The organism is Embleya sp. NPDC056575 (assembly GCF_042793325.1).
Taxonomy (GTDB): domain Bacteria; phylum Actinomycetota; class Actinomycetes; order Streptomycetales; family Streptomycetaceae; genus Embleya.
Genome location: NZ_JBHTVA010000002.1, coordinates 222,188 through 244,981, shown reverse-complemented (window position 1 = coordinate 244,981; position 22,794 = coordinate 222,188). Strand labels below are relative to the sequence as shown.

20 protein-coding genes are annotated in these 22,794 nt (G+C 71.2%); 9 read left to right on the top strand and 11 right to left on the bottom strand.

Annotation, left to right across the window (positions count from 1 at the left end):
• Positions 1–9: 9 nt before the first annotated feature.
• Entirely contained in the window at positions 10–1,272 is a 1,263-nt protein-coding gene (locus ACFRCG_RS02360) for an esterase/lipase family protein (protein WP_380027848.1), read from the bottom strand.
• Between the two features lie 378 nt (positions 1,273–1,650).
• On the opposite strand from ACFRCG_RS02360, the gene ACFRCG_RS02355 reads away from it, so the two are divergent.
• From ACFRCG_RS02355 to ACFRCG_RS02340, 4 genes are all read left to right on the top strand, one after another.
• The gene (locus ACFRCG_RS02355; RefSeq protein WP_380027846.1) at positions 1,651–2,973 is read left to right on the top strand and encodes a tannase/feruloyl esterase family alpha/beta hydrolase; all 1,323 of its coding nucleotides are present in this window, start codon (positions 1,651–1,653) and stop codon (positions 2,971–2,973) included.
• Positions 2,974–3,122: 149 nt separating this feature from the next.
• Positions 3,123–3,917, top strand: coding sequence for a 3-hydroxybutyrate dehydrogenase (locus ACFRCG_RS02350; protein ID WP_380027843.1), 795 nt, complete (start codon positions 3,123–3,125; stop codon positions 3,915–3,917).
• Positions 3,918–4,098: 181 nt separating this feature from the next.
• Positions 4,099–6,078 (top strand): helix-turn-helix domain-containing protein, encoded by a 1,980-nt coding sequence (locus ACFRCG_RS02345; RefSeq protein ID WP_380027841.1) that lies wholly within the window; start codon positions 4,099–4,101, stop codon positions 6,076–6,078.
• Between the two features lie 51 nt (positions 6,079–6,129).
• Complete coding sequence (locus tag ACFRCG_RS02340; protein ID WP_380027839.1) at positions 6,130–6,732, top strand: TIGR03086 family metal-binding protein; 603 nt, start codon at positions 6,130–6,132, stop codon at positions 6,730–6,732.
• A 45-nt stretch (positions 6,733–6,777) separates the two neighbouring features.
• Here ACFRCG_RS02340 and ACFRCG_RS02335 read toward each other — a convergent pair whose 3' ends face one another.
• Together ACFRCG_RS02335 and ACFRCG_RS02330 are read right to left on the bottom strand one after the other, a co-directional pair.
• Positions 6,778–7,752 (bottom strand): hypothetical protein, encoded by a 975-nt coding sequence (locus ACFRCG_RS02335; protein ID WP_380027836.1) that lies wholly within the window; start codon positions 7,750–7,752, stop codon positions 6,778–6,780.
• Positions 7,753–8,029: 277 nt separating this feature from the next.
• Positions 8,030–8,755, bottom strand: a complete 726-nt coding sequence (locus ACFRCG_RS02330; protein WP_380027834.1) for a DUF3152 domain-containing protein — start codon at positions 8,753–8,755, stop codon at positions 8,030–8,032.
• 345 nt (positions 8,756–9,100) lie between these two features.
• Between ACFRCG_RS02330 and ACFRCG_RS02325 the strand changes: the two genes are divergently transcribed.
• The 3 genes from ACFRCG_RS02325 to ACFRCG_RS02315 all read left to right on the top strand — a co-directional run bounded on the left by ACFRCG_RS02325 (position 9,101) and on the right by ACFRCG_RS02315 (position 11,565).
• The gene (locus tag ACFRCG_RS02325) at positions 9,101–9,844 is read left to right on the top strand and encodes a S1 family peptidase (protein ID WP_380027832.1); all 744 of its coding nucleotides are present in this window, start codon (positions 9,101–9,103) and stop codon (positions 9,842–9,844) included.
• 290 nt (positions 9,845–10,134) lie between these two features.
• On the top strand, positions 10,135–10,977 hold the full coding sequence (locus tag ACFRCG_RS02320) for an alpha/beta fold hydrolase (RefSeq protein ID WP_380027830.1): 843 nt from the start codon (positions 10,135–10,137) through the stop codon (positions 10,975–10,977).
• Between the two features lie 114 nt (positions 10,978–11,091).
• Positions 11,092–11,565, top strand: coding sequence for a carboxymuconolactone decarboxylase family protein (locus tag ACFRCG_RS02315; RefSeq protein ID WP_380027828.1), 474 nt, complete (start codon positions 11,092–11,094; stop codon positions 11,563–11,565).
• 131 nt (positions 11,566–11,696) lie between these two features.
• Here ACFRCG_RS02315 and ACFRCG_RS02310 read toward each other — a convergent pair whose 3' ends face one another.
• Positions 11,697–12,746, bottom strand: coding sequence for an NADP-dependent oxidoreductase (locus ACFRCG_RS02310; RefSeq protein ID WP_380027827.1), 1,050 nt, complete (start codon positions 12,744–12,746; stop codon positions 11,697–11,699).
• A 117-nt stretch (positions 12,747–12,863) separates the two neighbouring features.
• Between ACFRCG_RS02310 and ACFRCG_RS02305 the strand changes: the two genes are divergently transcribed.
• Complete coding sequence (locus ACFRCG_RS02305; protein WP_380027825.1) at positions 12,864–13,463, top strand: TetR/AcrR family transcriptional regulator; 600 nt, start codon at positions 12,864–12,866, stop codon at positions 13,461–13,463.
• A gap of 63 nt (positions 13,464–13,526) precedes the next feature.
• Here the strand turns inward: ACFRCG_RS02305 and ACFRCG_RS02300 are convergent, their stop codons facing one another.
• Positions 13,527–14,291 carry an AraC family transcriptional regulator gene (locus ACFRCG_RS02300; RefSeq protein WP_380027822.1) on the bottom strand — a complete coding sequence of 255 codons (765 nt, stop codon included), beginning with the start codon at positions 14,289–14,291 and terminating at the stop codon, positions 13,527–13,529.
• A gap of 92 nt (positions 14,292–14,383) precedes the next feature.
• On the opposite strand from ACFRCG_RS02300, the gene ACFRCG_RS02295 reads away from it, so the two are divergent.
• Positions 14,384–15,190 (top strand): sulfite exporter TauE/SafE family protein, encoded by an 807-nt coding sequence (locus ACFRCG_RS02295; RefSeq protein ID WP_380027820.1) that lies wholly within the window; start codon positions 14,384–14,386, stop codon positions 15,188–15,190.
• Between the two features lie 25 nt (positions 15,191–15,215).
• Here ACFRCG_RS02295 and ACFRCG_RS02290 read toward each other — a convergent pair whose 3' ends face one another.
• The 6 genes from ACFRCG_RS02290 to ACFRCG_RS02265 form a co-directional block, all read right to left on the bottom strand.
• Positions 15,216–16,586: a glutamate-cysteine ligase family protein gene (locus tag ACFRCG_RS02290; protein WP_380027817.1), complete on the bottom strand. Its 1,371-nt coding sequence runs from the start codon at positions 16,584–16,586 to the stop codon at positions 15,216–15,218.
• Between the two features lie 204 nt (positions 16,587–16,790).
• Positions 16,791–17,963, bottom strand: coding sequence for a methionine adenosyltransferase (gene metK, locus ACFRCG_RS02285; RefSeq protein ID WP_380027815.1), 1,173 nt, complete (start codon positions 17,961–17,963; stop codon positions 16,791–16,793).
• Positions 17,964–18,081: 118 nt separating this feature from the next.
• A complete protein-coding gene (locus ACFRCG_RS02280) occupies positions 18,082–19,131 on the bottom strand; it encodes a pyridoxal phosphate-dependent aminotransferase (RefSeq protein WP_380027813.1) in 1,050 nt (349 codons plus the stop codon).
• Positions 19,132–19,166: 35 nt separating this feature from the next.
• On the bottom strand, positions 19,167–20,246 hold the full coding sequence (locus ACFRCG_RS02275; protein WP_380027810.1) for an iron-containing redox enzyme family protein: 1,080 nt from the start codon (positions 20,244–20,246) through the stop codon (positions 19,167–19,169).
• 51 nt (positions 20,247–20,297) lie between these two features.
• Positions 20,298–21,518, bottom strand: a complete 1,221-nt coding sequence (locus ACFRCG_RS02270) for an alanine racemase (protein ID WP_380027807.1) — start codon at positions 21,516–21,518, stop codon at positions 20,298–20,300.
• Positions 21,515–22,714 (bottom strand): KamA family radical SAM protein, encoded by a 1,200-nt coding sequence (locus ACFRCG_RS02265; RefSeq protein ID WP_380027805.1) that lies wholly within the window; start codon positions 22,712–22,714, stop codon positions 21,515–21,517. The genes ACFRCG_RS02270 and ACFRCG_RS02265 overlap by 4 nt, the downstream gene beginning before the upstream one ends.
• Positions 22,715–22,794 lie beyond the last annotated feature (80 nt).

The window sequence follows — 22,794 nt, the reverse complement described above, 5'->3', positions numbered from 1 at the left end:
TTGATTCCTTCAGTCGAGCCAGCCGGCGACCTTGGCCGCGACCGTGGTGTTCCAGCCGAGTTCGAGGTGGTTGGCGCCGGCGACCAGCGCGGTCCCGCCGACCGTACCGACTCCGGTGGTGTCCAGGGCACTGGAGACGAAGACCACGCCGTCGCTGGGTCCGCGGTTCTCGTTGAAGATGCCGAGGACACTCGGTGTACCGCCGGCCAGCAGGAAGGTGCGGACCTGGGCGGGGATGCCGGCCTGGTGCAGCGGGGTGATCAACGAGCCCGCGGCGATGGCGGGTTGGATGCCGGTGCCGTCGGTGTAGAACCCCTGGCCGCCGTAATACGTGGTGTACCAGTCCTGTTGGCTCTGGTCGACCCCGTACGTACCGTCCCAGCGGGCCAACATCTGCCGCTGTCCCGGGTAGTCGTCGTAGCCGCCGGTCGGGGCGAACGCGTACTCCGGGTGTGCCTGATACGTCCCGTAGCACGTCATGCGCAGGTGCGGCGAGGGCGCGTTGACCTTGCCGCCGCACTCCGGCCAGATGCTGAAATCGTGCGCCCAGCCGTGTGCGAAGGGGTAGTCGTAGCCGCCGTTGGGGCCGCCCAGGGTGACCAGCCGCCGGACATCGCCGGCGTACGGCCGCCCCCAGGAGGGCTTGACCGACGAGACGTACGCCCGGGTGGACATCTCGCCCTTGCTCCAGCCGACCAGGTCCACCTGGGGAACGCCCAGCCGGGCGCGGATCAACGCGACCGCGTCGCCCACCTCCTGAGCCTGCATCAGGTTGTCGCCCTGCTTGTGCGCGAAGCCGATGGCGAAGACCCGGTATCCCCGAGTGGAGAGGTACTGCATCAGGCCGGTGTTCGGGCAGGACGCCGTCCCGCACCCGTAGCCGCCCGACTCGCCCGGGTTGGCCCAGGCCCGGTCCGGGTTGTCGTTGGCGCCGTGCACCAGCAGCACCGGCACCTGGTGTGCGCCGCTGTTCCAGCCGGGCGCGGAGTAGAGCAGGAAGCGCCCGGAATACGGCTGCTTCACCCCACCGAAGAAGGTCAGACGCTGACCGTCCTGGTCACCGCGACCGTCCGGCGGATACTGCTCCTGGTGGAAACCGGCGGTGGTGTCGAGATAACGCTCGACGCGCTCCCAGCCGTTGGCCGGCGAACCGTAGCTCGCCTCCATCGTGAGGTACGCCGGCGCCGCGGCCGAGGCGGCCGGCGCTCCGACGAGCCCGGTCAGCAGCGCGAGCAACACCGCGAGAATCCAGCCGCCCGACTTCCGCACCATCGTCAACTCCTCCGCCCGGCGGGCCCGGAGCGGCCCGCCCCGACACGGTAGGCGGGACGCGCGGGCCGGGCCCATGAGGACGACCCACATGAGAAGCGGCCGAAGGTGTGGGTCACACCCCTGGTCCGGGGTCGACCGGGCGACGACGTACCGGCCCGTGCGCCGGTGCGATCGCCGTGCGCCGGCGGCCGATCCGGCGCCGGTGTGCTCCGTGACCATGCCCGGGCGCCGGCGTGTGGGGCTCGCCGCCATGGACGAGGTCCGGGTGGGGCCGTACCGTCGTGCGGATGCACGGCGCTCCGGCGCGGCGCCCGGCGCCCCGGCATGGCGCTCCCGCGCGGTACGGGCGTATCCCACCACTCTCCGAAGGAGCCGGCGATGGCGGACACCACAAAAGACGGCGCCGCGCGCGCCGTACGCGTCGACACCGGCCGCACGGTCCACGTGCCGGGAGCCGAACGCCAACAGGCCGTGCGCCTCGCGGATTTGACCACCGTCGGCACCGCCGTCACGGCGCACACCGTCCTCGCGGACTGGGAAAACCTGCACGCGTCCGGGACCCCACGGCCCGAACATCCGGTCCCGGGGGTGCAGATCGACGGCTGCTTCCCCGCCGAGACCCGGCTGAATCCGCATCACGGCTGGCACCACGACGCGCAGTTCGTGCTGCGCCTCCCCGACGACTGGAACGGCAAACTGGTCGTCACCGCCGCCCCGGGCATCCGCCGCCAATACGCCACCGACCGCATCATCGCCGACGGCGCGCTCGCCGCGGGCTATGCCTACGCGGCCACCGACAAGGGCAACTCCGGCCCCGACTTCCACACCGCGGGGCACCGCCCCGGCGACGCGCTCGTCGACTGGTCCCGGCGCCTGTACGAACTCGCCGTCGCCGCACGCCTGGTGGTGCGCCGCCACTACGGCACGGAGGCGCACCGCACCTACGTCACCGGGATCTCCAACGGCGGCTACCTGACACGCGCTCAGCTGGAGCGGCACCCGGACCTGTACGACGGCGGCGTGGACTGGGAGGGCCCGCTGTGGTCGGCCGACGGACCCAACCTGTTCACCTACCTGCCGACGGTCCTGGCCCACTACCCGCGCTACCGGGACGGCGGTGATCCGGACGCGGCGGCCCGGCTGATCGACGCGGGGCTGCCGGCCGGCTCGCAGTTCCTGTGGGACATCCACCACCGGACCTACTGGGATATCACCCAACGCACCTACCGGGCCGTCTTCGACCCGCACCACCCAGGCCCGGGTCTACCGCCCGCCGGCGTCCCCTTCGCCGGCCCCGGCGAGACGGGAAGCGACGCCGACTACGACTACCCGAACCGCCCCCGCGCCGTACACGAGGCCGTCGCCCGGGTCGCGCTCACCGGGGCGATCGGCAAGCCGCTGCTCTCCCTGCACGGGACCCTCGACGCGTTCCTGCCCATCACGCTGCACTCCGACCGCTACGCCGACCTCGTCGCCGCCGCCGGTCGTGGCCGGCTGCACCGTCAGTACCGCATCGAGGGCGGCAACCACGTCGACGGGTTCTGCGACCTCTTCCCCACTCGGCTGCGTCCGCTCCTGCCCGCGTACCGCACCGTGTTCAAGGCCCTCGAAGACTGGGTCGAACACGGCACGAACCCGCCGTCGAACCGCACCGTGGCCTGGAACGACGACGTCGACGACGGCGACATCGGCACGTGGTGACCCGCGGCCGTGGCCTCGACCGCCCGACACGCGCCCGGCGTCACCGCCGCATCCGCAGGCCCGACATGGCGCCTCGGCCCACGACGGACCCCGCGACTATGGCGACGGACTCCATGTGCCCGCAGGCTCGCCTTTCCTACGATATGGCCATGGCAACCAGTGCGATCACCGGCAACCTCTCGCCCACTCCCCCCGACGGCCCCTTCCTCGCCGGACGCGTCGCTTTGGTGACCGGGGCGGCGAGCGGGATCGGACGCGCCTGCGCCCTCGCGTTCGCCGCCGCCGGCGCACACGTGCACGTCGTGGACATCACGGCCGACGCGGCCGAGGCGGTCGCCGAGGAGATCGGCGGCACCGCGCACGGGACCGATCTGGCCGATCCGGACGCCGTGGACGCCCTGCCGACCCGGGTCGACATCGTGGTCAACAACGCCGGTCTGCAACACGTGGCGCCGATCCAGGAGTTCCCCCTCGAACGGTTCACCCTCATCCACAAGGTGATGGTGGAGGCGCCCTTTCGCATCATGCGCCGCGTCCTGCCGCACATGTACGCGCGGAACTGGGGGCGCGTCGTCAACATCTCCTCGGTACACGGTCTGCGGGCGAGCGCGTTCAAGTCGGCGTATGTGAGCGCCAAGCACGCCCTGGAGGGACTCAGCAAGGTCGCCGCCCTGGAGGGCGCCCCGCACGGGGTGACCAGCAACTGCGTCTGCCCCGGCTATGTCCGCACGCCGCTGATCGAGGGCCAGATCGCCGCCCAGGCCGCCGCGCACGGGATCCCCGCCGACGACGTCGTCCGCGACATCCTGCTGGAACGCACGGCGATCAAACGGCTGATCGAGCCCGAGGAGGTCGCCGCGGCGGCCCTGTACCTGTGCGGACCACACGCCCGCCACGTCACCGGAACGTCCTTCGTCCTGGACGGCGGCTGGACCGCGCACTGACTCGCGCGTCGCGGTCGCGTCGGCGCCGCGCCCGGCACACCGCCGTGCTCGTCATGGTGCCGGCCCATACTCATCGTTGCCGAGTCGTGTCCCGTGGCACCATGTCCTGCCTCGGCGGGGACGCCTACGGTGGCGCACACATCCCTTCCCTGCCACCACCTCGGCGGATGGACGGACCACCATGGCAGAGCAACACCCCGGGGGGCCCGCGCGGTTCGCCCGGGATCTCCTCGACCTCCTCTCCGCGGACGCGCCCGCCGAGGACTTCCGGGCACCGGCCGCGCGGGCCCGCGCGGCCGGTGCCGCGCCCGGTGACCTCGCGGACCTCGACGACGCCACGGCGAAGGCCCTGCGCATCCGCGGCACGCTGCGTGAACACCGGCGCCGGGAGCGGGAGTTGACCGCGCTGTTCGACACCGCGAGCGACCTGGCGGCACTGCGCGACCTGGACTCGGTGCTGCGCTCGATCGTCCGACGGGCGCGCATGTTGCTGGGCACCGACACCGCGTACCTCACCCTGCCCGACGAAGAGGCCGGCGACACCTACATGCGGGTGACCGACGGATCGGTCTCCCCGATCTTCCAGGCCCTGCGCCTGGGGCTCGGCGACGGCCTCGGCGGCCTCGTCGCACAGACCGCACGGCCGTACGCGACCCCCGACTACCGCACGGACACCCGGTTCCGGCACGTCGACCGGGTCGACGAGGGAGTACTCGACGAGGGACTGGTCGCCATCCTCGGCGTGCCCCTCCTGCTGGGTTCAACGCGTGGCGACGGGGGCAAGGTCGTCGGTGTCCTGATGGCGGCCGACCGGGCGCCGCGCACGTTCGGCGGCGACGAAGTGGCGCTGATGAGTTCGCTGGCCACCCACGCCGCCATCGCCATCGACACCGCGCGCGCCATGGCCGACACGCGTGCGGCGCTCGCGGAACTGGCCGGGGCGAACACCGTGATCCGGGCCCACGCCAACGCGGTGCAGCGCGCCGAGGAGGCGCACGACAAACTCACCGACCTGGTGCTGCGCGGCGGCGACCTGCCGGACGTGGCCGCCGCGGTCGCCGAACTCCTCGGCGGGGCGGTCGCCATTCACGACACCGCCGGCCTGGACCTGACCGGCACCACGACGGACGACGGCTCCACCCCGCTCGGCGACGCCGAACTGGTCCGCGCCGCCGAGGAGTCGCACGCGCTCGGACGCGCGGTGGCGTGGCGCGGCGGGTGGGTCTGCGCCGTCCTGGCCGGGCCCGAGGCGCTCGGCAGCCTGGTGCTGCGTCGCGCCGATCTCGACGACGCCGACCGGCACGTCTTCGAGCGGGCCGGCGTCGTGGCCGCGCTCCTGCTGCTGCTGCGCCGCTCGGTCGCGGAGACGGAGAACCGGGTCCGCGGCGAGTTGCTGGCCGACCTGCTGACCGATCCCGACCGCGATCCCGTGACGCTGTCGGCCCGGGCACGGCGTTCCGGGATCGACCTCGACCGCCCCCACCTGGTCCTCGTCGCCGACACCGCGACGTCGGGCCGGGAGCGGCTCGCGGCGCGCGCCCGGCAATACCTTTTCGCGGGCAGCGGCGTCACCGCGCAGCACGCCGGGTCCACGGTGTTGCTCCTGCCCGACGACGGCACGCCGCCCGGCGAGGCGGCCCGACGTGCCGCGAGCCGGCTGGGGGTGCGTACCGGAGCGCCGGTCACCGTCGCCGCGGCGGGTCCCGCCGGCGGTGCGCGTGGCATCGCCGCGGCCCACGCCGAGGCGGCCCGCTGCGTGCGCGCCCTGATCGTGCTGGGCCGCACCGGCGACGGCGCGTGCGCCGCGGAACTGGGGTTCCTGGGCGTCGTACTCGGCGGCCGGCAGGACGTCGACACGTTCGTCGGCGACGCGTTGGGCCCCCTGCTGGCGTACGACGCGCGGCGCGGCACCGAACTGGTGCGCACGCTTCGGGTCTACTTCGCGTGCGGCGGCAGCCTGACCAGGGCCAAGGACGAACTGCACATCCACGTGAACACGGTCGTACAACGCCTGGACCGCGTCGAAGCCCTCCTGGGCCCGGACTGGAACGGGCCGCAGCAGGCACTCGAACTGCAACTCGCCCTGCGCCTGCACCAACTCGCCGAACGTCCGCCGGCGGTCGTCGCCGAGAGCTGCGCTCCCCCGCCCCCGGGTCGATGATGTGAGGTGTACGCGACGCCCTTCCGTATCCCGCACCGAGGAGGCGGCAGCATGACTGCCACGAACGACCCGCACCACGACGGGACGACCCCGCCGCCCGAAACCGCCGCCGCGGCCGAACACCGGCGCGTCGCGGGTGTGTTCACCGAGCGGGTACACGGCGTGCCGGCCGCCGCGTGGGACGACCCGGCACCCTGCGAGGGATGGACCGCCCGGGACGTGGTGCGCCATCTGGTCGAGTGGTTCCCGGCGTTTCTCCGATCGGGCGCCGGGATCGAACTGCCGAAGGGGCCGCCGGTGGACGACGACCCGGAGGCCGCCTGGACCGTGCACAACGAGGCGGTGCACGCCCTCCTCGACGACCCCGCCACCACCGGCAAGGTGTTGGCGAACCCGAATATCGGCGAACTGCCGCTGAGCGAGGCGATCGACCGGTTCTATACGGTCGACGTCTTCATGCACACCTGGGACCTGGCCCGGGCGACCGGCCAGGACGAGCGGCTGGACCAGGCCATGTGCGCCCGGCTCCTGGAAGGGATGTTGCCGCTCGACGAAGTCCTGCGCGGCAGCGGCCACTACGGCCCCCGGGTCGAGGTCCCGGAGGACACCGACGCACAAACCCGCCTGCTCGCCTTCATCGGCCGCACCCCCTGACTCCCGCCGCCGCGGGGGCGGGAGTCAAGGGGTGCGGGGCGGGTGTCAGACCTTCGACGAGACGGCGGCGACCGCCGGGTCGGTGCTCGCCGCACCGCGCTTCGGCGCGACCTTGCGGGCGTCTCGGCGACGGGACACCGCGGCGCGGGGGCGGGGGATTGCGGCCGGACCCGGGAGCGCGAAGCCGCGGGTCGAGACCTGAAAACCGCTGACGCACAGGACTTCGAGCCGGGCGCCCACTCCCACGGCGTCGGGCAGTTCCATCGTCGTGGTCGAACGTCCGCCCGGTTCCAACCGGAAGTGCTCCCCGGGCGACGGCTTCACCGAGCCGCCCTCCACGTCACCGGGAGCGAACCGGAGGTGCATCGCGGTCGGGGCCACGGCTCGCGGGTCCGCGACCGTCGCGATCTCCAGGACGGCGGAGCCCGCACGGGCGACCAGGCGGACGTCGATCTCGGGACCGGGTTCGCCGTAGGGATGATGGGCGGTTCGGCCACACGGGTCGCAGGACACGGTGACCCGGTCCATGACGCCGGGGTACAGGCTGGTGTACACCACCCGCTCGCCGTCGTTCCCGCAGCGACCGCAGGGTTTGGCGGGGCCGACCCGTACGACCTGGTGGGTCGCGATCAGCGCGTCGCAGAGATGGTCGAACCATCCCGGGTGCTCGATCAGGCGAGCCAGCGCGTGCGTCCAGCGCGACGCGTGCTCGCCCACCTCCCGTGCGAGCGCGGCGCCCGTCGGGTCCGTGGCACCGCCGGCGGTGGCACCGGCGTCACTGTCGACACCGGCGCGTACGGCCGCGAGGATCGAGGCCTGCGCCTCGTCGTTGTGCAGGCGCATCGCACGCAGCGATCTGACGCCCGGATCCGTCGTGCGGTTCCGGAGTTGCGCGTCCAGGTAGTGGTGGATCCGGTCCACCGTCGCGATGTCCTCCAGCCACGACGCGATCCGTGTGGTGGATGTCGCGATCGTGACAGGCTCGCCGTTGAGCCTGTCACCGTGATGAGTGACGGTCACCTGTTCCTCCGAGTATGAGGCTCGGGCCATTGCCCGGCCGGGTGCTCGGAGCCTGTCCACGCTTCGACGACGCTGTCGAAACGACAGGCCCCGAAATCCGGTTCACCACGGGTGCGGTTCCCCGGCGGGGCTGACCAACCCCGCCGACAATCCTCCGCTCGTGTCGCGCCGTTGCCTAGTGGTTCAGGTGGCGAGACTGCGAGGCTGGGGCCGACAATCTCGGGGCCTGCGCATCGGGAAGCAGACGGTTCCGGATGGATGAATCACCCGATGCCGGTCATGGGTGGGGCCACGGGTTGGGCGAGCACGTCGCGCTGCCGGTGACGAGGGTCAACGTCTGCTGCATCATCACCGGCGCGGGGGCGCCCGACCGGTCACACGTCTCGTGCATGTGGCCGAGGCGATGGCCGACCTCGTGGTTGATCAGCATGCGTCGGTAGTTCGCCAGGTCGTCGCCGTACGTCGTGGATCCCGTCGCCCACCGCCACGCGTTGATCATCACGCGCCGTGTGGAGGCGACGTTGCACGAGACACGTTGTTCGCCGGTGTCCAGGCCGTCCTTGGCGCACCAGGTGTTGACGGTTCCGGTACTGGCGAGGGTCACGACGAAGTCGGAGTCGCCCGAACCCACCCGTTCCAGGGCGATGGTCCCGTCGCCTCCCCAACTGCGTGTGTCGTTGAGCGTCTCGTGCACGGCGCGCGCGAAGTATGTGGCGTCGATCGACAGGCCCTCCTCGATCTGTATGCGATAGCGCAGTACACGGGTCCCGCCCCTGGCCTGGTCGTGGCCCGGGACGGTGCGGAACCGTCCCGCGAGCGCGAGATCGGCCGGTATCTCCGCGCGTGCCGCGAGCCACTCCTCGTACGGGCGGGTGTCCGCGGCGCCGGTGACGTACTTCTCGTCCTTGTCGTCTTTCTTGTCCGAAAGTCGGCAGGCGGCCGTCGCCAGGAGCAGGCCGGACGCCAGGAGGGCGGCGAGGATCGACTTGAGGGCCGAGTTCACGATGGGTCGGGCTTCCCGTCTGTCGTGCTCCGTTCCATCCACCGCGTCGTGTGGTCGGACGGCGAGCCGGTGTCGGCGTACGAATCGTCCATCCGCACGCCGTCGAGCGTCGAGCACGGACATCGCGCTCCACAGGATCATCCGCATCCACGCCGACGGCCGCCATGACCGAAGCCACAACCGCCGGATCGACGGAACTCCGGCCGACACCGGTGCGATTTCCTCCCTGGCCATAACATCACCAAAAGGGGAGATTGCTATTACCCGTGGAATCCGACGTTGGGGATCCTGGTATCCCCTGTACCCCACGTGTGAGATATCGCGTGTCGTCGGAAACGAGGAACGTTGCGAATAACCAAGATCGTCCCCACCCTCTTGGCCGCATTGCTCATGGTGCTCACTCTCGGCGGCACCTCCACCGCCACCGCCTCCCCCGCTCCGGTGGAGGTTTCCAACGAGAACACGTCGGCCGAAGGTCCCCGGCCGATCATCGGTGGCGGATACGCGCAGAACGCCCCATGGGCGGCCCGCCTGTTCTCCGCCGGCAGGCAGACCTGTACCTCGACCATCATCGCCCCCACCTGGATCCTGACCGCCAAACACTGCGTCAGCGGTGGGCAGTTGACGTTCCGGATCGGCAGCCTCGACCAGAGTTCCGGCGGCACCGTGGCCAACGGCGCCCAGACCTACACCAATCCGTCGGCGGACCTGGCCCTGGTACGCCTGGACCGCTCCGTCTCGGCGACCTACTCCCGACTCGGGCAGCCCGGATCGGTGACGGTGGGTCAGAGCGTCCAGGTCTACGGCTGGGGCGCGACGTCGCGGTGCGGCCAGGAGATCAACTGCCAGTCGCAGTTCCTGAAAGTCGCCAACGTGACGGTCACGGGCGGTTGCCGTGACGCGTACAACGGCTCGGCGATCTGCGCCGGTTACGGCAACGGCATCACCGCGGGCGGCGACTCGGGTGGTCCGATGAACGCGAACGGCGTTCAGGTCGGCGTCGCCTCCACCAGCGACCGACAGAGCACCACCGCGTACACGAACGTGACCGCGTACCGCTCCTGGATCCAGTCCGTCGCGGGCGTCTGACCGAGTAGCCGTCGCCCCACTCCCGAACCCGTCTCCCCCGACCGACCCGAAGCACGCTCCGACGGGACCTCGGTCGCCATGGGCGACGGGTTCGGGATCGGCGTCGAGCGCCGCGATCCTCGAACCGCACCGTCGCCGCGCCCGCGACGCCTCGCCGCCCCATTTCGTGCACCACCGCAGCAGGCCATACACGCGTGAGCGATGAGTTTGGCCGGCGGATCGGGTCTGCCCTGGTAGAACCCGCATCACGCTGACCACGCTCCTCTCCCACGACATCTCCGGGTGAACCGATGACCGCTGTGAACGCCAACGAAATCGACCTGGGCATCGAGTCGTTCGGCGACGACGACGCGCCGCTCGTCCTGCTCGCGGGCGGGACCACGATGCTCTCCTGGCCCGACGCGCTGTGCGAGCGCCTCGCCGCCGGCGGGCGCCGCGTGGTGCGCTACGACCTGCGCGACAGCGGGGAGTCGACGACGAAGGACCCCGAGGCGCCCGCCTACACCCTGCGCGACCTCGCCGCCGACGCGGCGGCCCTCGTCGACGCGCTCGGCGGCGGGCCCGCGCACCTCGCCGGGATCGGCGTCGGCGGGATGGTCGCCCAGGTGGCCGTACTCGACCATCCGAGCGCGTTCTCGGCGCTCACCCTGGTCGGCACGCGCGCGGTCGCCCCCGGCCCGGCCGACGACGACCTCCCCGAGCACGACCAGACGACGATGGGTCGACTGTTCGCGCGGGCGATGCCCGATTGGGCCGACCGCGAGGCGGTCGCGGAATTCGCCGCCGGCGGCGCGGAGATCCTCGGCAACGACCCCGTCGCCGCGCGCGCGATCGCCGCGCGCGTCTGGGACCGCACGCCCGACACCGCACCCCCGGTCCAGATGGCCAACCAGATGGGCATGGTGTTCTCCAGGCTCGACTGCGGGCCCCGCTGGCGCGAGCGGCTGCCCGGGATCGAGGTCCCCACGCTCGTCGTCCACGGTCGCCGCGACCCGTTCTTCCCCCTCGGCAACGGCGAGGCGATCGCGCGCGAGATCCCCGGAGCACGACTGCTCGTCCTCGACGACGCCGCCACCACGATCCCCGACGCGGCGGTCGACAAGGTCACCGAGGCGATGCTCACACTCGCATAGGCGGTCGTGCTCGCCGGCCGCACCGAGAGACGCACGTCACACCCGCTCCTGTCACAAGCCGCCGCTGGGCCCTGTCTTAGAGGGGCAACAGCGGACGACAACAAGGAGCACACCATGAACGCCCGGCTCAACTTCATGACCAGCCCCGTCGCGGCCAAGGCCATGAAGCACCTCATCGCGGCAGGCAAGGCGCTCGCGGAGTCGACGGTGCCGGCCGCGACGCGGGAACTGGTGATGCTCCGCGCCAGTCAGATCAACGGCTGCGCGGGATGCATCGACATGCACACCAAGGACGCCGCCCTCGCCGGGGAAAGCTCGGTACGGCTGAACCTGGTCGTGGCCTGGCGGGAGGCCACCGTGTTCACCGATGCCGAACGCGCCGCCCTGGAACTGGCCGAACAGGGCACCCGCATCGCCGACGCGGCGGGCGGCGTCCCGGACGAGGTCTGGGCGAACGCCGCCAAGTACTACGACGAGGACCAACTCGCCGACCTGGTCGCCCAGATCGCCGTCATCAACGCCTTCAACCGCGGCAATGTCATGGTCGGAACGCCCGCCGGCGACTACCGGCCCGGGCAGCACGGGTGACCTGGGACCTTCCGCTTCCTCGGTGCCGGGTGCGGCCGGGCCGACGCCGGACCTTCGGATGAGCGGCGGGGGCGTAGGTGTCCAAGGCGCCATGAGTTCGTGTGCGTGGTCGATGGTCCGGCTCGACGCCCTCAGTCGGGGCTCCCGCCGGTCTCGACGGGATACGCGTCCCAGGGGACCGTGAGTACGATCTTGCCGCGGATGTGCCCTCGGGCGGCGCGTTCGTGCGCCGCCCGGGCGTCCGCGAGGGTGAACGTGCTGTCGATCGCGACGCGGACCGTGCCCGCGTCGAGCAGGCGTCCCAGTTCGGCGAGTTGCGCGCCGTTCGAGCGGACCTGGGTGGCCGTGACCGTGACGCCCAGTTCGGCGATTTCCGCTTCGTCGAACTCGCCGAAGAACACCGGGAATTGTGAGCCGCCGCGGTTGAGCGTACGCAGGAGGCGGCTGCTGTGGGGGCCGCCGACGGTGTCGAGGACGAGGTCGACGTCGTGTACGAGGTCCTCGGGTCGGCTCTTGGTGTAGTCGATGAACTCGTCGGCGCCGAGCCCGCGCAGGAACGACTCGTGCGCGCCCGATGCCACCGCGACGACGCGTGCGCCCTTCCACTTCGCCAGCTGTAGCGCGAAGTGCCCCACGCCGCCCGCGGCGCCGTTGACGAGCACCTTCACGTCGGCGCCGAGCGGTACCGGGCGATGCCTCGCCGCCTGGAACGGCGACGGGTGATCGTGTCCGAGCTCGATCAGGAACTGCCACGCGGTGAGCCCGGCCATGGGTACCGCGGCGGCGTGCACGTGGTCGATGCCGGCCGGCTTGAGCGCGAGGTCCGACGCGGGCGCGACCGCGTACTCGGCATAGGTGTGGCCGTCGAAGCCGGGGAAGCGCAGGAGGCCGAAGACCTCGTCGCCGACGGCGAAGCCGTCCACGTCGGCGGCTACGGCCTCGACGACGCCGGACAGGTCCGTCCCCGGAATCACGGGCAGGTCGAACTTCGGCCTCGTCTCCGGGGGCAGGTTGGACATGCCGTCGCGCAGGTACCAGTCGGGCGGATTGATGCCGGCCGCCCGCACACGCACGAGCACCTCGCCCGGCCCCGGCTCGGGAACCGGCACCTCCTCGTACCGCAGCACCTCGGGGCCGCCGTGCGCGTGGAGCCGGATCGCCCTCATCGTGCGTGTCGGCATCGTTTTCTCCTGTCCGGGTCGCGGGATAGGCTTATTCGGATCAGCGATCCGCATATGTGGATCACTGATCCGAATATATGGACCACTGAACCGGATAGTCAAGGGGGACGAACTCGCATGCGAGCCGACGCCAGGAAGAACCGCGACCACCTGCTCGCGGTAGCGGGCACCGCCATCACCGAAGAGGGCATCGACGTCTCGATGCGCGACATCGCGCGCCGGGCCGACGTCGGACTCGCCACGCTGCTGCGGCACTTCCCGACGCGCGAGGCGCTGCTGGAGGCCCTGCTCCGCACGAACTTCGACGAACTCACCGCACAGGCGGCCGCACTCGCCGAGACGTCGAACCCGCCCGACGAGGCCCTCGTCTCGTGGGTACGCGACTGCGTCGCGTGGACCACCGAGTATCGGGGCGTGACCGTACTGATGGCAGCCGCCATCGCGGACACCGAATCCGCGCTCCACGCCTCGTGCGTCACCCTGCGCGCGGCCGGCGCGCGGCTCCTCACCCGCGCCCAGGCGGCGGGCACGGCGCGCGGCGACCTCGACGGCGACGACCTGTTCGCGCTGGTCGCCATGCTCGCCTGGCTCGGCGACCAACCCGCGCTCGCACCACGCGCCGATCACCTCTTCGACGTCGTCGCGGGCGCGATCCTGACCGGCACGGGCAGCGGCGACGCCGAAACGCGCTCTATCGGGTATCCGGTCGGCGGCTGACGACTCCGAGCGCGGCGTGGGCGTTCCCATGCCCCGTCGCCCCCTGCCCGCACCCGACCGACGTCACGCCGGTCCGTACGCGGTCGGTGGGCGGCCGAGAAGGTTCTTGAACGCCGTCGTGAAAGCGGCGGGATTCTCGTAGCCGAGTGCGCTCGCGACCCGGGAGACCGGCACTCCCTCCGCCAGGTACCGCAGGGAGTGCAAGACGCAGGCACGCTGTCGCCACTGGGTGAAACTCAAGCCCGTACCCTCACGAAACCGACGACCGAGAGTGCGTTCACTCACATTGAGCGCGATCGCCCAGCGAGCCGGCGGGTCGTGGATATGGGGCTCGCGGAGAAACGCGTCGCACAACCGGCGCAGCCCCGGGTCCGCGGGGAGCGGCACATCGAGCGGAAGCGGTGTGAGGTTTCTGATCTCGTGGAGGAGCAGTTCGATGACGACGGCATCGCGCCCGTGGTCGGGGTAACGGGGCTCCATGTCGACGGCGACGAGGATGAGCTCCCGCAACAACGCGGAGACGTCGACGACGCGGCAGCGCGTGGGAAACCACGGGACGGCGCTCGGCTCGATGTAGAGACTGCGCGTGGAGACGCCCGTCATGGTGACCCGGTGAGCGGTCAGGGGCGGGACGAGCACCGCGCGGTCCGCCGGAACGGTCCAGGTGCCGTCGATCGTCTCCACCCGCATGACGCCGGTGACGGCGTACAGGAACTGGGTCCGCCGATGCTCGTGGAACGGGAGCAGGTGGTCGTGGGGATAGTCGGTGCCGACGGCGAGCACGGCACGGTCGAGGTCGTCCACCTCCGCGACGGGGATGTTGCGCATACGGCGAAGCTACCCCCTCCTGTCCGCTACGCGTAAGAACATGGCGAACGATCGATTGCCCGCCGGCAACGGACGCCCGTAGCGTTTTGGCAGTGCCGACCCTTTTCCTTGTCCTCTTCCTGTTCGGCTGCCTGACCGGCGTCACGACGGTGCTCTTCGGTTTCGGCGGCGGGTTCATCACCGTCCCGGTCGTCTACGGCTGCCGGACCGTCGCGGCGGATTCCGGCGCCGATGCGATGCATGTCGCGGTGGCGACGTCGACGGCGGTCATGCTCGTGAACGCACTGACCGCCACCCTGGTACAACTGCGCGACGGGCGGCTCCGCCGGGAGTACATCTGGCCGCTGACCGCCTTCGTCGCGATCGGCGCCGGCCTCGGATCCCTCGCGGCCATCCGGGTCGAAGGTCCGCTGCTGCACCTCCTCTTCGCCACATATCTGGCCGTGACGATCATCGACAGCCTGTTGCGAAAGGGATTCCTCGTACCCGCACACACGGTACGACCGGCACCCCTCGGACGGCTCACCACCACATTCGGCGGCACCGGAATAGGCGCGGTCGCCGCGTGCCTGGGAGTGGGCGGAAGCGTCATGACGGTTCCGCTCCTGCGGCGCCGAGGCCTCCCCATGGCCGATGCGGCCGCGATGGCCAACCCACTGAGCCTTCCCGTCGCCGTGATCGCGAGCATCGTGTACGCGCTCGCCGCCACCTCCTCGACACACACGGGCCGAATCGGCTACGTCGACCTGGTCTCCTGCGCAGCCCTGCTCAGCGGTTCGCTGCCCACGATCGCCCTGGTGAAGCGCATCGGCCGACGCGTCCCGGACCGCGTCCACTCCATCGCCTACATCGCGCTGCTCGTCATCGTTCTGCTCGCGATGGTCACGACCGGAAGGTGAACCGAACCCGCGTCCCGCGCCGGCGTCATCCCGCGCTCGGGACGCGGTGCGTCGCGACGTAGTTCGCCGGGAAGGCGATGGGGTCTCGGTGCCACTGGGCGAGGGTGCGGTGGGCGAATGTCTCGCCCGTCGCGGCGACCGCTTCGAGTGGGTCCAGGTACGACAACGTTTCGGCGCGTTCGAGGCCGGCGTCGACGCGGGCGCGCAGCCCCGTCCTGCTCAGACGGAGCAGTTCGGCCGCCGTTTCGCGCACGGGGCGGCCGGCGAGGGTCGCCCGCATGCCGTGCCGGGCGATGTCGTCGAGAGCCACGAGGTGCTGCTCGGCGGTGATGTCGCGCAGCAGTTCCCATACGGCCGCGCGCGTGGGCGCGTGGTAGGTCAATCCGCTCCAGAACGCGGGTACCGCGGCGAGGTCCGCGTAGGGGAGCCCGTCCACCGCGCGCAGTTCCAGGGTGTCGCGAAGCCGCACGTCCGGAAAGATCTGCGACAGATGGTCGCGCCAGTCCTGCGGTCCCGGCCGGGTGCCGTCGTCGAAGCCCTCGGCCAGCAGGGTGCGGAACGGCACGGGGGGCACGCGCTTGCGGCTTCCGTCCGGCATGCCCCGGTGCATCATCGGCAGGCCCAGGGCCCAGTCGATGAAGAGGTCGATGGTGAAGTCCTCCCGCAGCGTCACGGGGACGACGCGGGTGCGGATCGGGTCGGCACGACTCCAAAAGCGCATCCGGCGCGACAACAGTCCACTCGGTTTTCCGGCGTCCATCGGCGCGTTGACGAACAGCGCGGCCGCCGGCGTGGAGGCCGCGGCCTGGACCCGGAGCTTGTCCGCGAGATCGTCGGGCGAGGTGAAGTCGAACGACACCTGCGTCGACACGATCATGGACATGATCCGCGGACCCCACTCCCCTTCCCGCCCCAGGCTCGCGAAGTGGTCGCGCATCAGCGACGTACGCGAGTGCGGCATCCACCGCACGTCCTCGAAGGCCGTGCACGGGTACTGCGCGCCCGGCACGAGAGCGAAACCGAATCGGTCCGCGACCGCGGCGAGCCGTTCCAGGGTCGTGCGCACGACCCCCATCAGGTCCGCGACACACGCCGCGGGAGCCGACGAATACTCGACGGCCCCGCCGTGCTCCAGGGAGACATGGCCGCCGTCGGGCAGCCGGACACCGACGAGCGTGCCGTAGTCGTGGACGGCTTCGTTGCCCGGCTCGGCCGCGAGATGGGCGAGGTAGGCCCCGATTCCGGTCTCGCCCTCGTACGGAATCGCCTCCGCCGTACGCGGGTTCAACGCGGCCGACTCGATCTCGATGCCGACCAGCTCTTCCTGTTTGTCCTGCTCGAAGACGCTACGCAGTTCGGCCGGTGAAAGCACGTGTGCCGCGGATGCGATGGACATGGAACACACCTTGGGTTCAATGGAGCACGACGAAGCGTCGCGCGTTGGGTCGAAAGCCGACCACCGCGAAAGCGGCCGACCAGCGCGACGCGGCTGACAGCCTTCCACAACGCGGGGCGCGGGCGGCCGGGCATACGTGGACATACACCCGACCGCAGTACCCGGCCACCCGGTTCGTACGGCGACCGCCGAGCACCGGCCGCCTCATCCGGTGCGGTCGAAACGCTCCCGTATCTCCGGTACCAATCCCGTCCGGTCCCAGGTGAAGTCCTGGTCGGGACGGCCGTAGTGGCCGTAGGTGGCGGTCGGCCCGAACCGTGCCGTGCGCAGTTCCAGGCGTTCGATCACCGCCTCCACCCGCAGGTCCACGAGGTCCGGCAACGCCTGGGCCACCTCCGCCGCGTCCACGACGCCGGTACCGGCGAAATCCACGTTCACCCATACGGGTGTGGGATGCCCGATGGCGTATCCGAGCCCGACCCGGCAGCGCCGGGCCAGTCCCGCCGCGACCAGGTTGGTCGCCAGGTATCTGGCCACGTAGGCACCCGAACGGTCGACTTTGGTGGCGTCCTTGCCCGAACAGCAGCCGCCCCCGTGTCGCACCAGGCCGCCGTAGGAGTCCACCATGAGCTTGCGTCCCGTGAGCCCGGCGTCGGCGGACGGACCGCCCACCACGAACGTGCCCGCCGGGTTCACGTAGACCCGATCGGGCTGCACGCCGCGGTCCCGCAGCGCGGGCACGACGAGCTTCTCGGTCACCATCTCGGTCAGGTCGTCCAGCGAGAGCGTCTGCGGGTGTTGCGCCGAGACCACGACCACGGCTCGGAGCGTTTCCTCCCCGCCGGTCGCCGGTTCGCCGGTCAACTGGACCTGGACCTTGCCGTCCGGTCCCAGGAGTCGGGCGCCGTCGTCGTCGCGGGTGCCGGCGACCCGGCGGGCGATGTCGTGCGCGAGAACACAGCCCAGTGGCATGTGTTCGGGTGTCTCGTCGGTCGCGTAGCCGTAGACGATGCCCGAATCGCCCGCCCCGCCCAGGTCGACGCGGTGGGCGATCTCGGGTGACTGGCGGTCCAGCAGCAGCTGTATCCCACTGGTGTTCGCGCTCAGGCCGTGCCGCGCCGGCTCGTGGTAGCCGACGTCCGCCAGCACACCGCGGACCACGGCCTCGACGTCCACATCGGCGGTGGAGGTGATCTGTCCGGTGACCACCACGACGCCCCGGGTGACCAGTACTTCGCAGTTGACGCGGGCGCGGGGATCCGCGGCGACGTACGCGTCCAACACGCTGTCCGACACCTGGTCGGCGACCTTGTCCGGGTGGCCGGGGCATACCGATTCGGCGATCTGCGCCGCCGGTTCGGAGGGTGACAGGGGCACGGGTTCTCCTTCGCAGAGGACTGTTCGAGGACGGCTGTGCCGAAAGCGCGCTGTTCGCAGGGAACGATTCCAAGAGGGCTGTGCGCAAAAAGCGGTTCGGGGAGGGCCGTTCGCCGCGCTAGGAAGCAGTCGCCGCAACCCGCTCCTCCAGGCACCGCGCGATCGCGTCCAGCACCCTCGCCCGCTGATCGGCCGGCCCGATGGTGATCCGCAGGCAGCCCGTCAGGTCGGGGATCTTCAGGTGCCGGACGAAGATCCCCCGCGCCGCGAGCGCCTCGACGAGGTGTTCGCCCGTCGCCGGATCGGCCGGCCGCACGGTGACGAAGTTGGTCGTTCCGGGCAATACGCTCAGGCCCAGTCGGCCCAGGGCGGCCGTGTAGTGCGCTCGCCCCTCCGCGGTCCGCTCGACGACGCGCGCCAGGTGCGCCTCGGCGTCGAGCGAGGCCAGCGCCGCCGCCTCGGCCACCCGGCCCACCACGTAGTGCTCGGCGCCGCGGGCCAGAGCGTCGAGCAGCGACCGGTCCCCGACCGCGTACCCGATCCGCAGCCCGGCCAGGGCATGCGCCTTGGAGAACGTCCGCAGCCACAACATCCTTGTGCCCGTGACCTGTCGGGCGCTCAACCGCTCGGCCGGACTCTGGTACTCGGCGTAGGCGCCGTCGACCACGAGCAGCGTCGCCGCCGGCAAGGCCTCGGCCAGGGCCAGCACCGCCGCCGCGCCGTGCGAACCGCCGCCGGGGTTGTCGGGATCCGCGAGGTAGACGACGTCGGCACGGCACTCGTGCGCGCGCCGCGCCAGCGCCCGCGGGTCGGGCGCGTCCGCCCGGTAGGGCACCGTGTGCACGTCGGATCCGGCGGCCCGGGCGAAGTAGCCGAACGTCGGATAGGTGGACTCGCTGGTCACCGCCGTCCGGCCGGCGCCGAGGAATGCCCGCGTCGTCATGGCGAGCAGCCCGTCCACACCCGGGCCCACCATGACGGTGTCCCGGCCGGTCCGCAGCCCCGCGGCCAACCGTTCGCGCAGCGCGAAGTGCTCGCAGTCGGGGTAGCGATGCGCCTGCGCGGCCGCAGTGTGGATCGCCCGGATCACCTCGGCCGACGGGCCGAACTCGTTCTCGTTGGTGCTCAATCGTTCGCGGGCGCGCAGACCCGTGGCCCGTTCCGTCATCTCCAGCGACGGAAACGGATTCTCCGCCGCCGGGCTCACGGCTTCGGCTCGGCGGTCGGCCCCACCCCGAGCAGTGTGGCGAGGTACTCGTTGTATCGGCGCATGGCGAGCATCCGAAGCGCTCCGCCCGTGATCAACTCGATGCCGGCCTCGGGTTCGGCCTCGACGATCGGCAGTACGACACCGTCCAGCCACTCGGGCCCGTGCTCCGCGTCGCCCTCCACGTGGTTGTGGAAGAACTCGAAGTCCTCGGCCGCGCCGTAGCCGTGCCGTTCCAGGCCGCGGATCACCGAGGCGTCGCGGTCCACGTCGAACAGTTCCGGCATGGCCAGGCTGCCCAGCGCCTTGAAGTGGTTCCGGCGGTTGCAGGCCAGCACGAAGTACAGGTTGTGCCCGGCGTAGGGACGCCAGTCCTCCCACGGCGGCACGGTCGGCAGGGTCAGCCCGAGGGTCTGCAGGCTGCGGGTGAACTGGAGGGTGTGCGCCCGGTGTCGTTCGCCCGCGCCGCACTCGTCCCACAGATGACGGCTGATCTCGTGCTTGACCGTCTCCATGAAGTGCGGCTGGGCCAGGACCAGCGCGTCGAAGAAGCGGTAGTTGAGATACCCGTCGGCCCGGATGAACAGGGCCAACTGGTCGATCGTGGCCCGCTCTTCCAGGCAGGTCTCCACAAGGCGGTCGAGTTCGTTGCGTTCCTTGGCCTCGGTGACGAACCAGTCCCGCACGAAGTCGGCACTGGTGGCGTCCTGCGGGGACGGCAGGCGGTCCTGGATCTCGGCGGTGTCCGCACGCAGCACCTCGTCCTCGTACAGCAGGCGGAACGCGTTGAACCAGGCGGTGCGTTCGTGGACGGCGATGCCCAGCGGGTGGCCGAGCAGCCCCTCGTACACGGTGTACGCGCTGCGGTGTACGTCGAGCAGAGCCGCCGCGTCGCCGTGGACGCGCCCGCGTTCCTGGGCTTCGCCGAGTGCGGCCAGCAGGCGGCGATGACCGGCGTCGAGTTCGAGCGGTTCGACCGGACCGTCCAGGGCGGCGTCGAGCAGGCTCTCCACCGAGCCCTCCGGAACGTCCGAGGCCGGCCGCCGCACACCTTCGCGCGGCGGAATCCGTTCCATACCCGGGTCCTCGACCATGTTTGTCCTCCACGTTCACTACGGGGGCGGTGGTCAGTCCTCGAAAGCCTCGGTGCCGTCCCGGCACGGCCGGGAATCCTCGACGCGCACGGGCATCCGCAGGGTCGCGAGGAGTTCGTACAGGCTCAGCCCCAACTCCGCGCCGAGATCTCGGGCGGTGCGCGCCGGCCCGCCGCCGTCGTGCTCCGGCCCGATGAAGGTCATCCAGTCCCCGGGCCGGGCGCCCGGCACGTCCGTCACATCGAATTGGGTGCAGTCCATGCCGGGCCGGCCGACCATCGCGCAGCTTCGCCCGCGCAGCAGCCCGCGCGGCGCCGCGACCGGTCCGGCCATCCCGTGCGAGAAGCCGATGGCGACCGAGCCCAGGCGCCGGCCGGGAGCGACCGACGCGGACCGGTCGTATCCGAGCCCCTCCGAGCGGGTCACGGTGACCACGTCCAGGACCCGGGCACGCACGGAGACCGCGGGCCGAAGCCCGTCGAGACGCGCACCCGCCGGGGTCGCGCGTACCCGATCGTCGGCCTGGAGCAGCCCGTACAGACCCAGCCCCGGCCGCACCCAGTCCGTCCCGCGCAGCGCGTCGGGGTGCAGCAGTCCGTGCGTCGCCGCGAGCGAGGCCGCCAACCGAGGCCCCAGCACGGCGCGGGCCGAGGCCAGCCGGGCCCGGAACGCATCGGCCTGCGCCGCGGTCTCCCCCTCGTCCCGACCGGCACTGGACAGGTGCGCGAACACCCCCGCCGGCCGCACGGCGTCACGCGCCTCGTGCAGCGCGTCCAGTACGGCACCGAACCCCTCGTCCTCGCGCGGCCCGAACCGGTTGAACCCGACATTGGTGCGCAGCCACACCTCGCCCGGCGCGCCGCCCGGATCCCGCGACACCGTGCCGTGCCGCCGGACCTGCTCCGCCGTGGCGACCGCCGGCATGAGCCGAAGGCGCGCGCAGGCGGCGGCGTTGTCCGCTACATCCACGTCCATCACCAGAATCGGGACCTCGATGCCGGCGTCCCGAAGCTCGGCCCCCTGGGCGACGGTGTCCACGGCCAGCGCGTCCACCCGCGCGGCGACCAGGAGGCGGGCGAGGTCGGCTGCGCCGAACCCATACGCGTCGCCCTTGACCACGGCCATGACGCGCCGGCCTCCGGCCGCCGCGCGCAGCACCCCGAGGTTGTGCCGCACCGCGTCGGCGGACACGGTCTTCTCCAGCCGGGCGGCGGCCAGGGAGGCGACACGCTCACGCCGGCGGATCGCCGTCACACCACCTCCGGGTCGGGATAACGCACATGGTCCCCCTGCCAGTTGACCATTTCCAACACCCGGAAACCCTCGTCGTCCAGGACGTGTCGGGGCAGGCCGTCGGTGGAGCCGACGTCCACCAGCGGAACCGTGTACTTGCCCGTGGCGTGCGGCAGCACGTACTCGGGGACGGCGGGATTGGAGATCCGGCGTTTGAGCGACCGCATGATCTCCACCCCGCGCTGCACCGGGATGCGGAAACACTCGGACTCGGGGCTGTGCGGCATGAAGTGGTAGAGGTAGCCCGCGTGCACGCCTCGTCGGTACAGACCCATGCACAACTCCCGCATGGTCTCCGGAGAGTCGTTGACACCGCCGAGGAGCGGGACGTTCGCGAAGATGATGGGCACCCCCGCCTGCAACTTCTTGACCGCGACGTCGAACTCCGGCGTCAGCTCCCTGGGGTGGGTGACGTGCAGCCCGATCGAGACGACGCCGTGCCGGGCCAGGATCGCGGCGAGTTCGTCGTCGATCCGGTAGGGGTTGAACGTCAGGGCCCGGGTGTGGACGCGCACCAGCAGATCCGGCCGGGCGGCCGACACCTCACCCAGCACCTGGTCGATCCGGCCGTTGGCGTGCATGAGCGGCTCGCCCCCGCTCAGGATGATCTCCTCGACCCCCGGGTGCGCGCGTAGGTAGTCCAGGGTGGCCCGCCAGTGGTCGCGGTCGAAGCTCGCCTTCGCCGAGTCCTTGTCGAGCGTGCGCAGCGCCTCGTAGCAGAACTGGCAGTAGGCGTGGCACACGTTCGCGTACCGCACGATCAGGCGGTTGTCGTACTTGTGCTGCGCGATGGGCGTGACCATCTCGTGCGGGAGTTCCCAGTTCTCGGTCTTGCCGTCGTAGCCGTACGGTTCGTCGCCGCCGTCGCCGTCGAACCGCTGCGGGGCGACCTGTTTCCACAGCGGGTCGTCGAGCGCCGGTCCGCACGTGGTCGGGTCGGTGGCGACCAGGCTCAGGTAGTAGGGCGTCACCTGGAAACGCCTGGAGAGGTTGTGCCGGGTGATCCGATCCAGGATCTCCTGGTCACACCCGGGAAAGCGGGTCCGGAACTGTCCGGCCGTGCGGATCGCGTTGCGCTGCTGCCACTTCCAGTCGGTCCATTCCTCGTCCGGGGTGGACTCCCCGTCCTCGGCGCACCGGACTGCGTCGGTGGTCATCCTGCTCTCCTCGGAGTGGAGTGACGCGCATGGGGTCGGGCGTTGCTCGGGCGTTGCTCGGGCGTGGCTCGGGCGTGGCT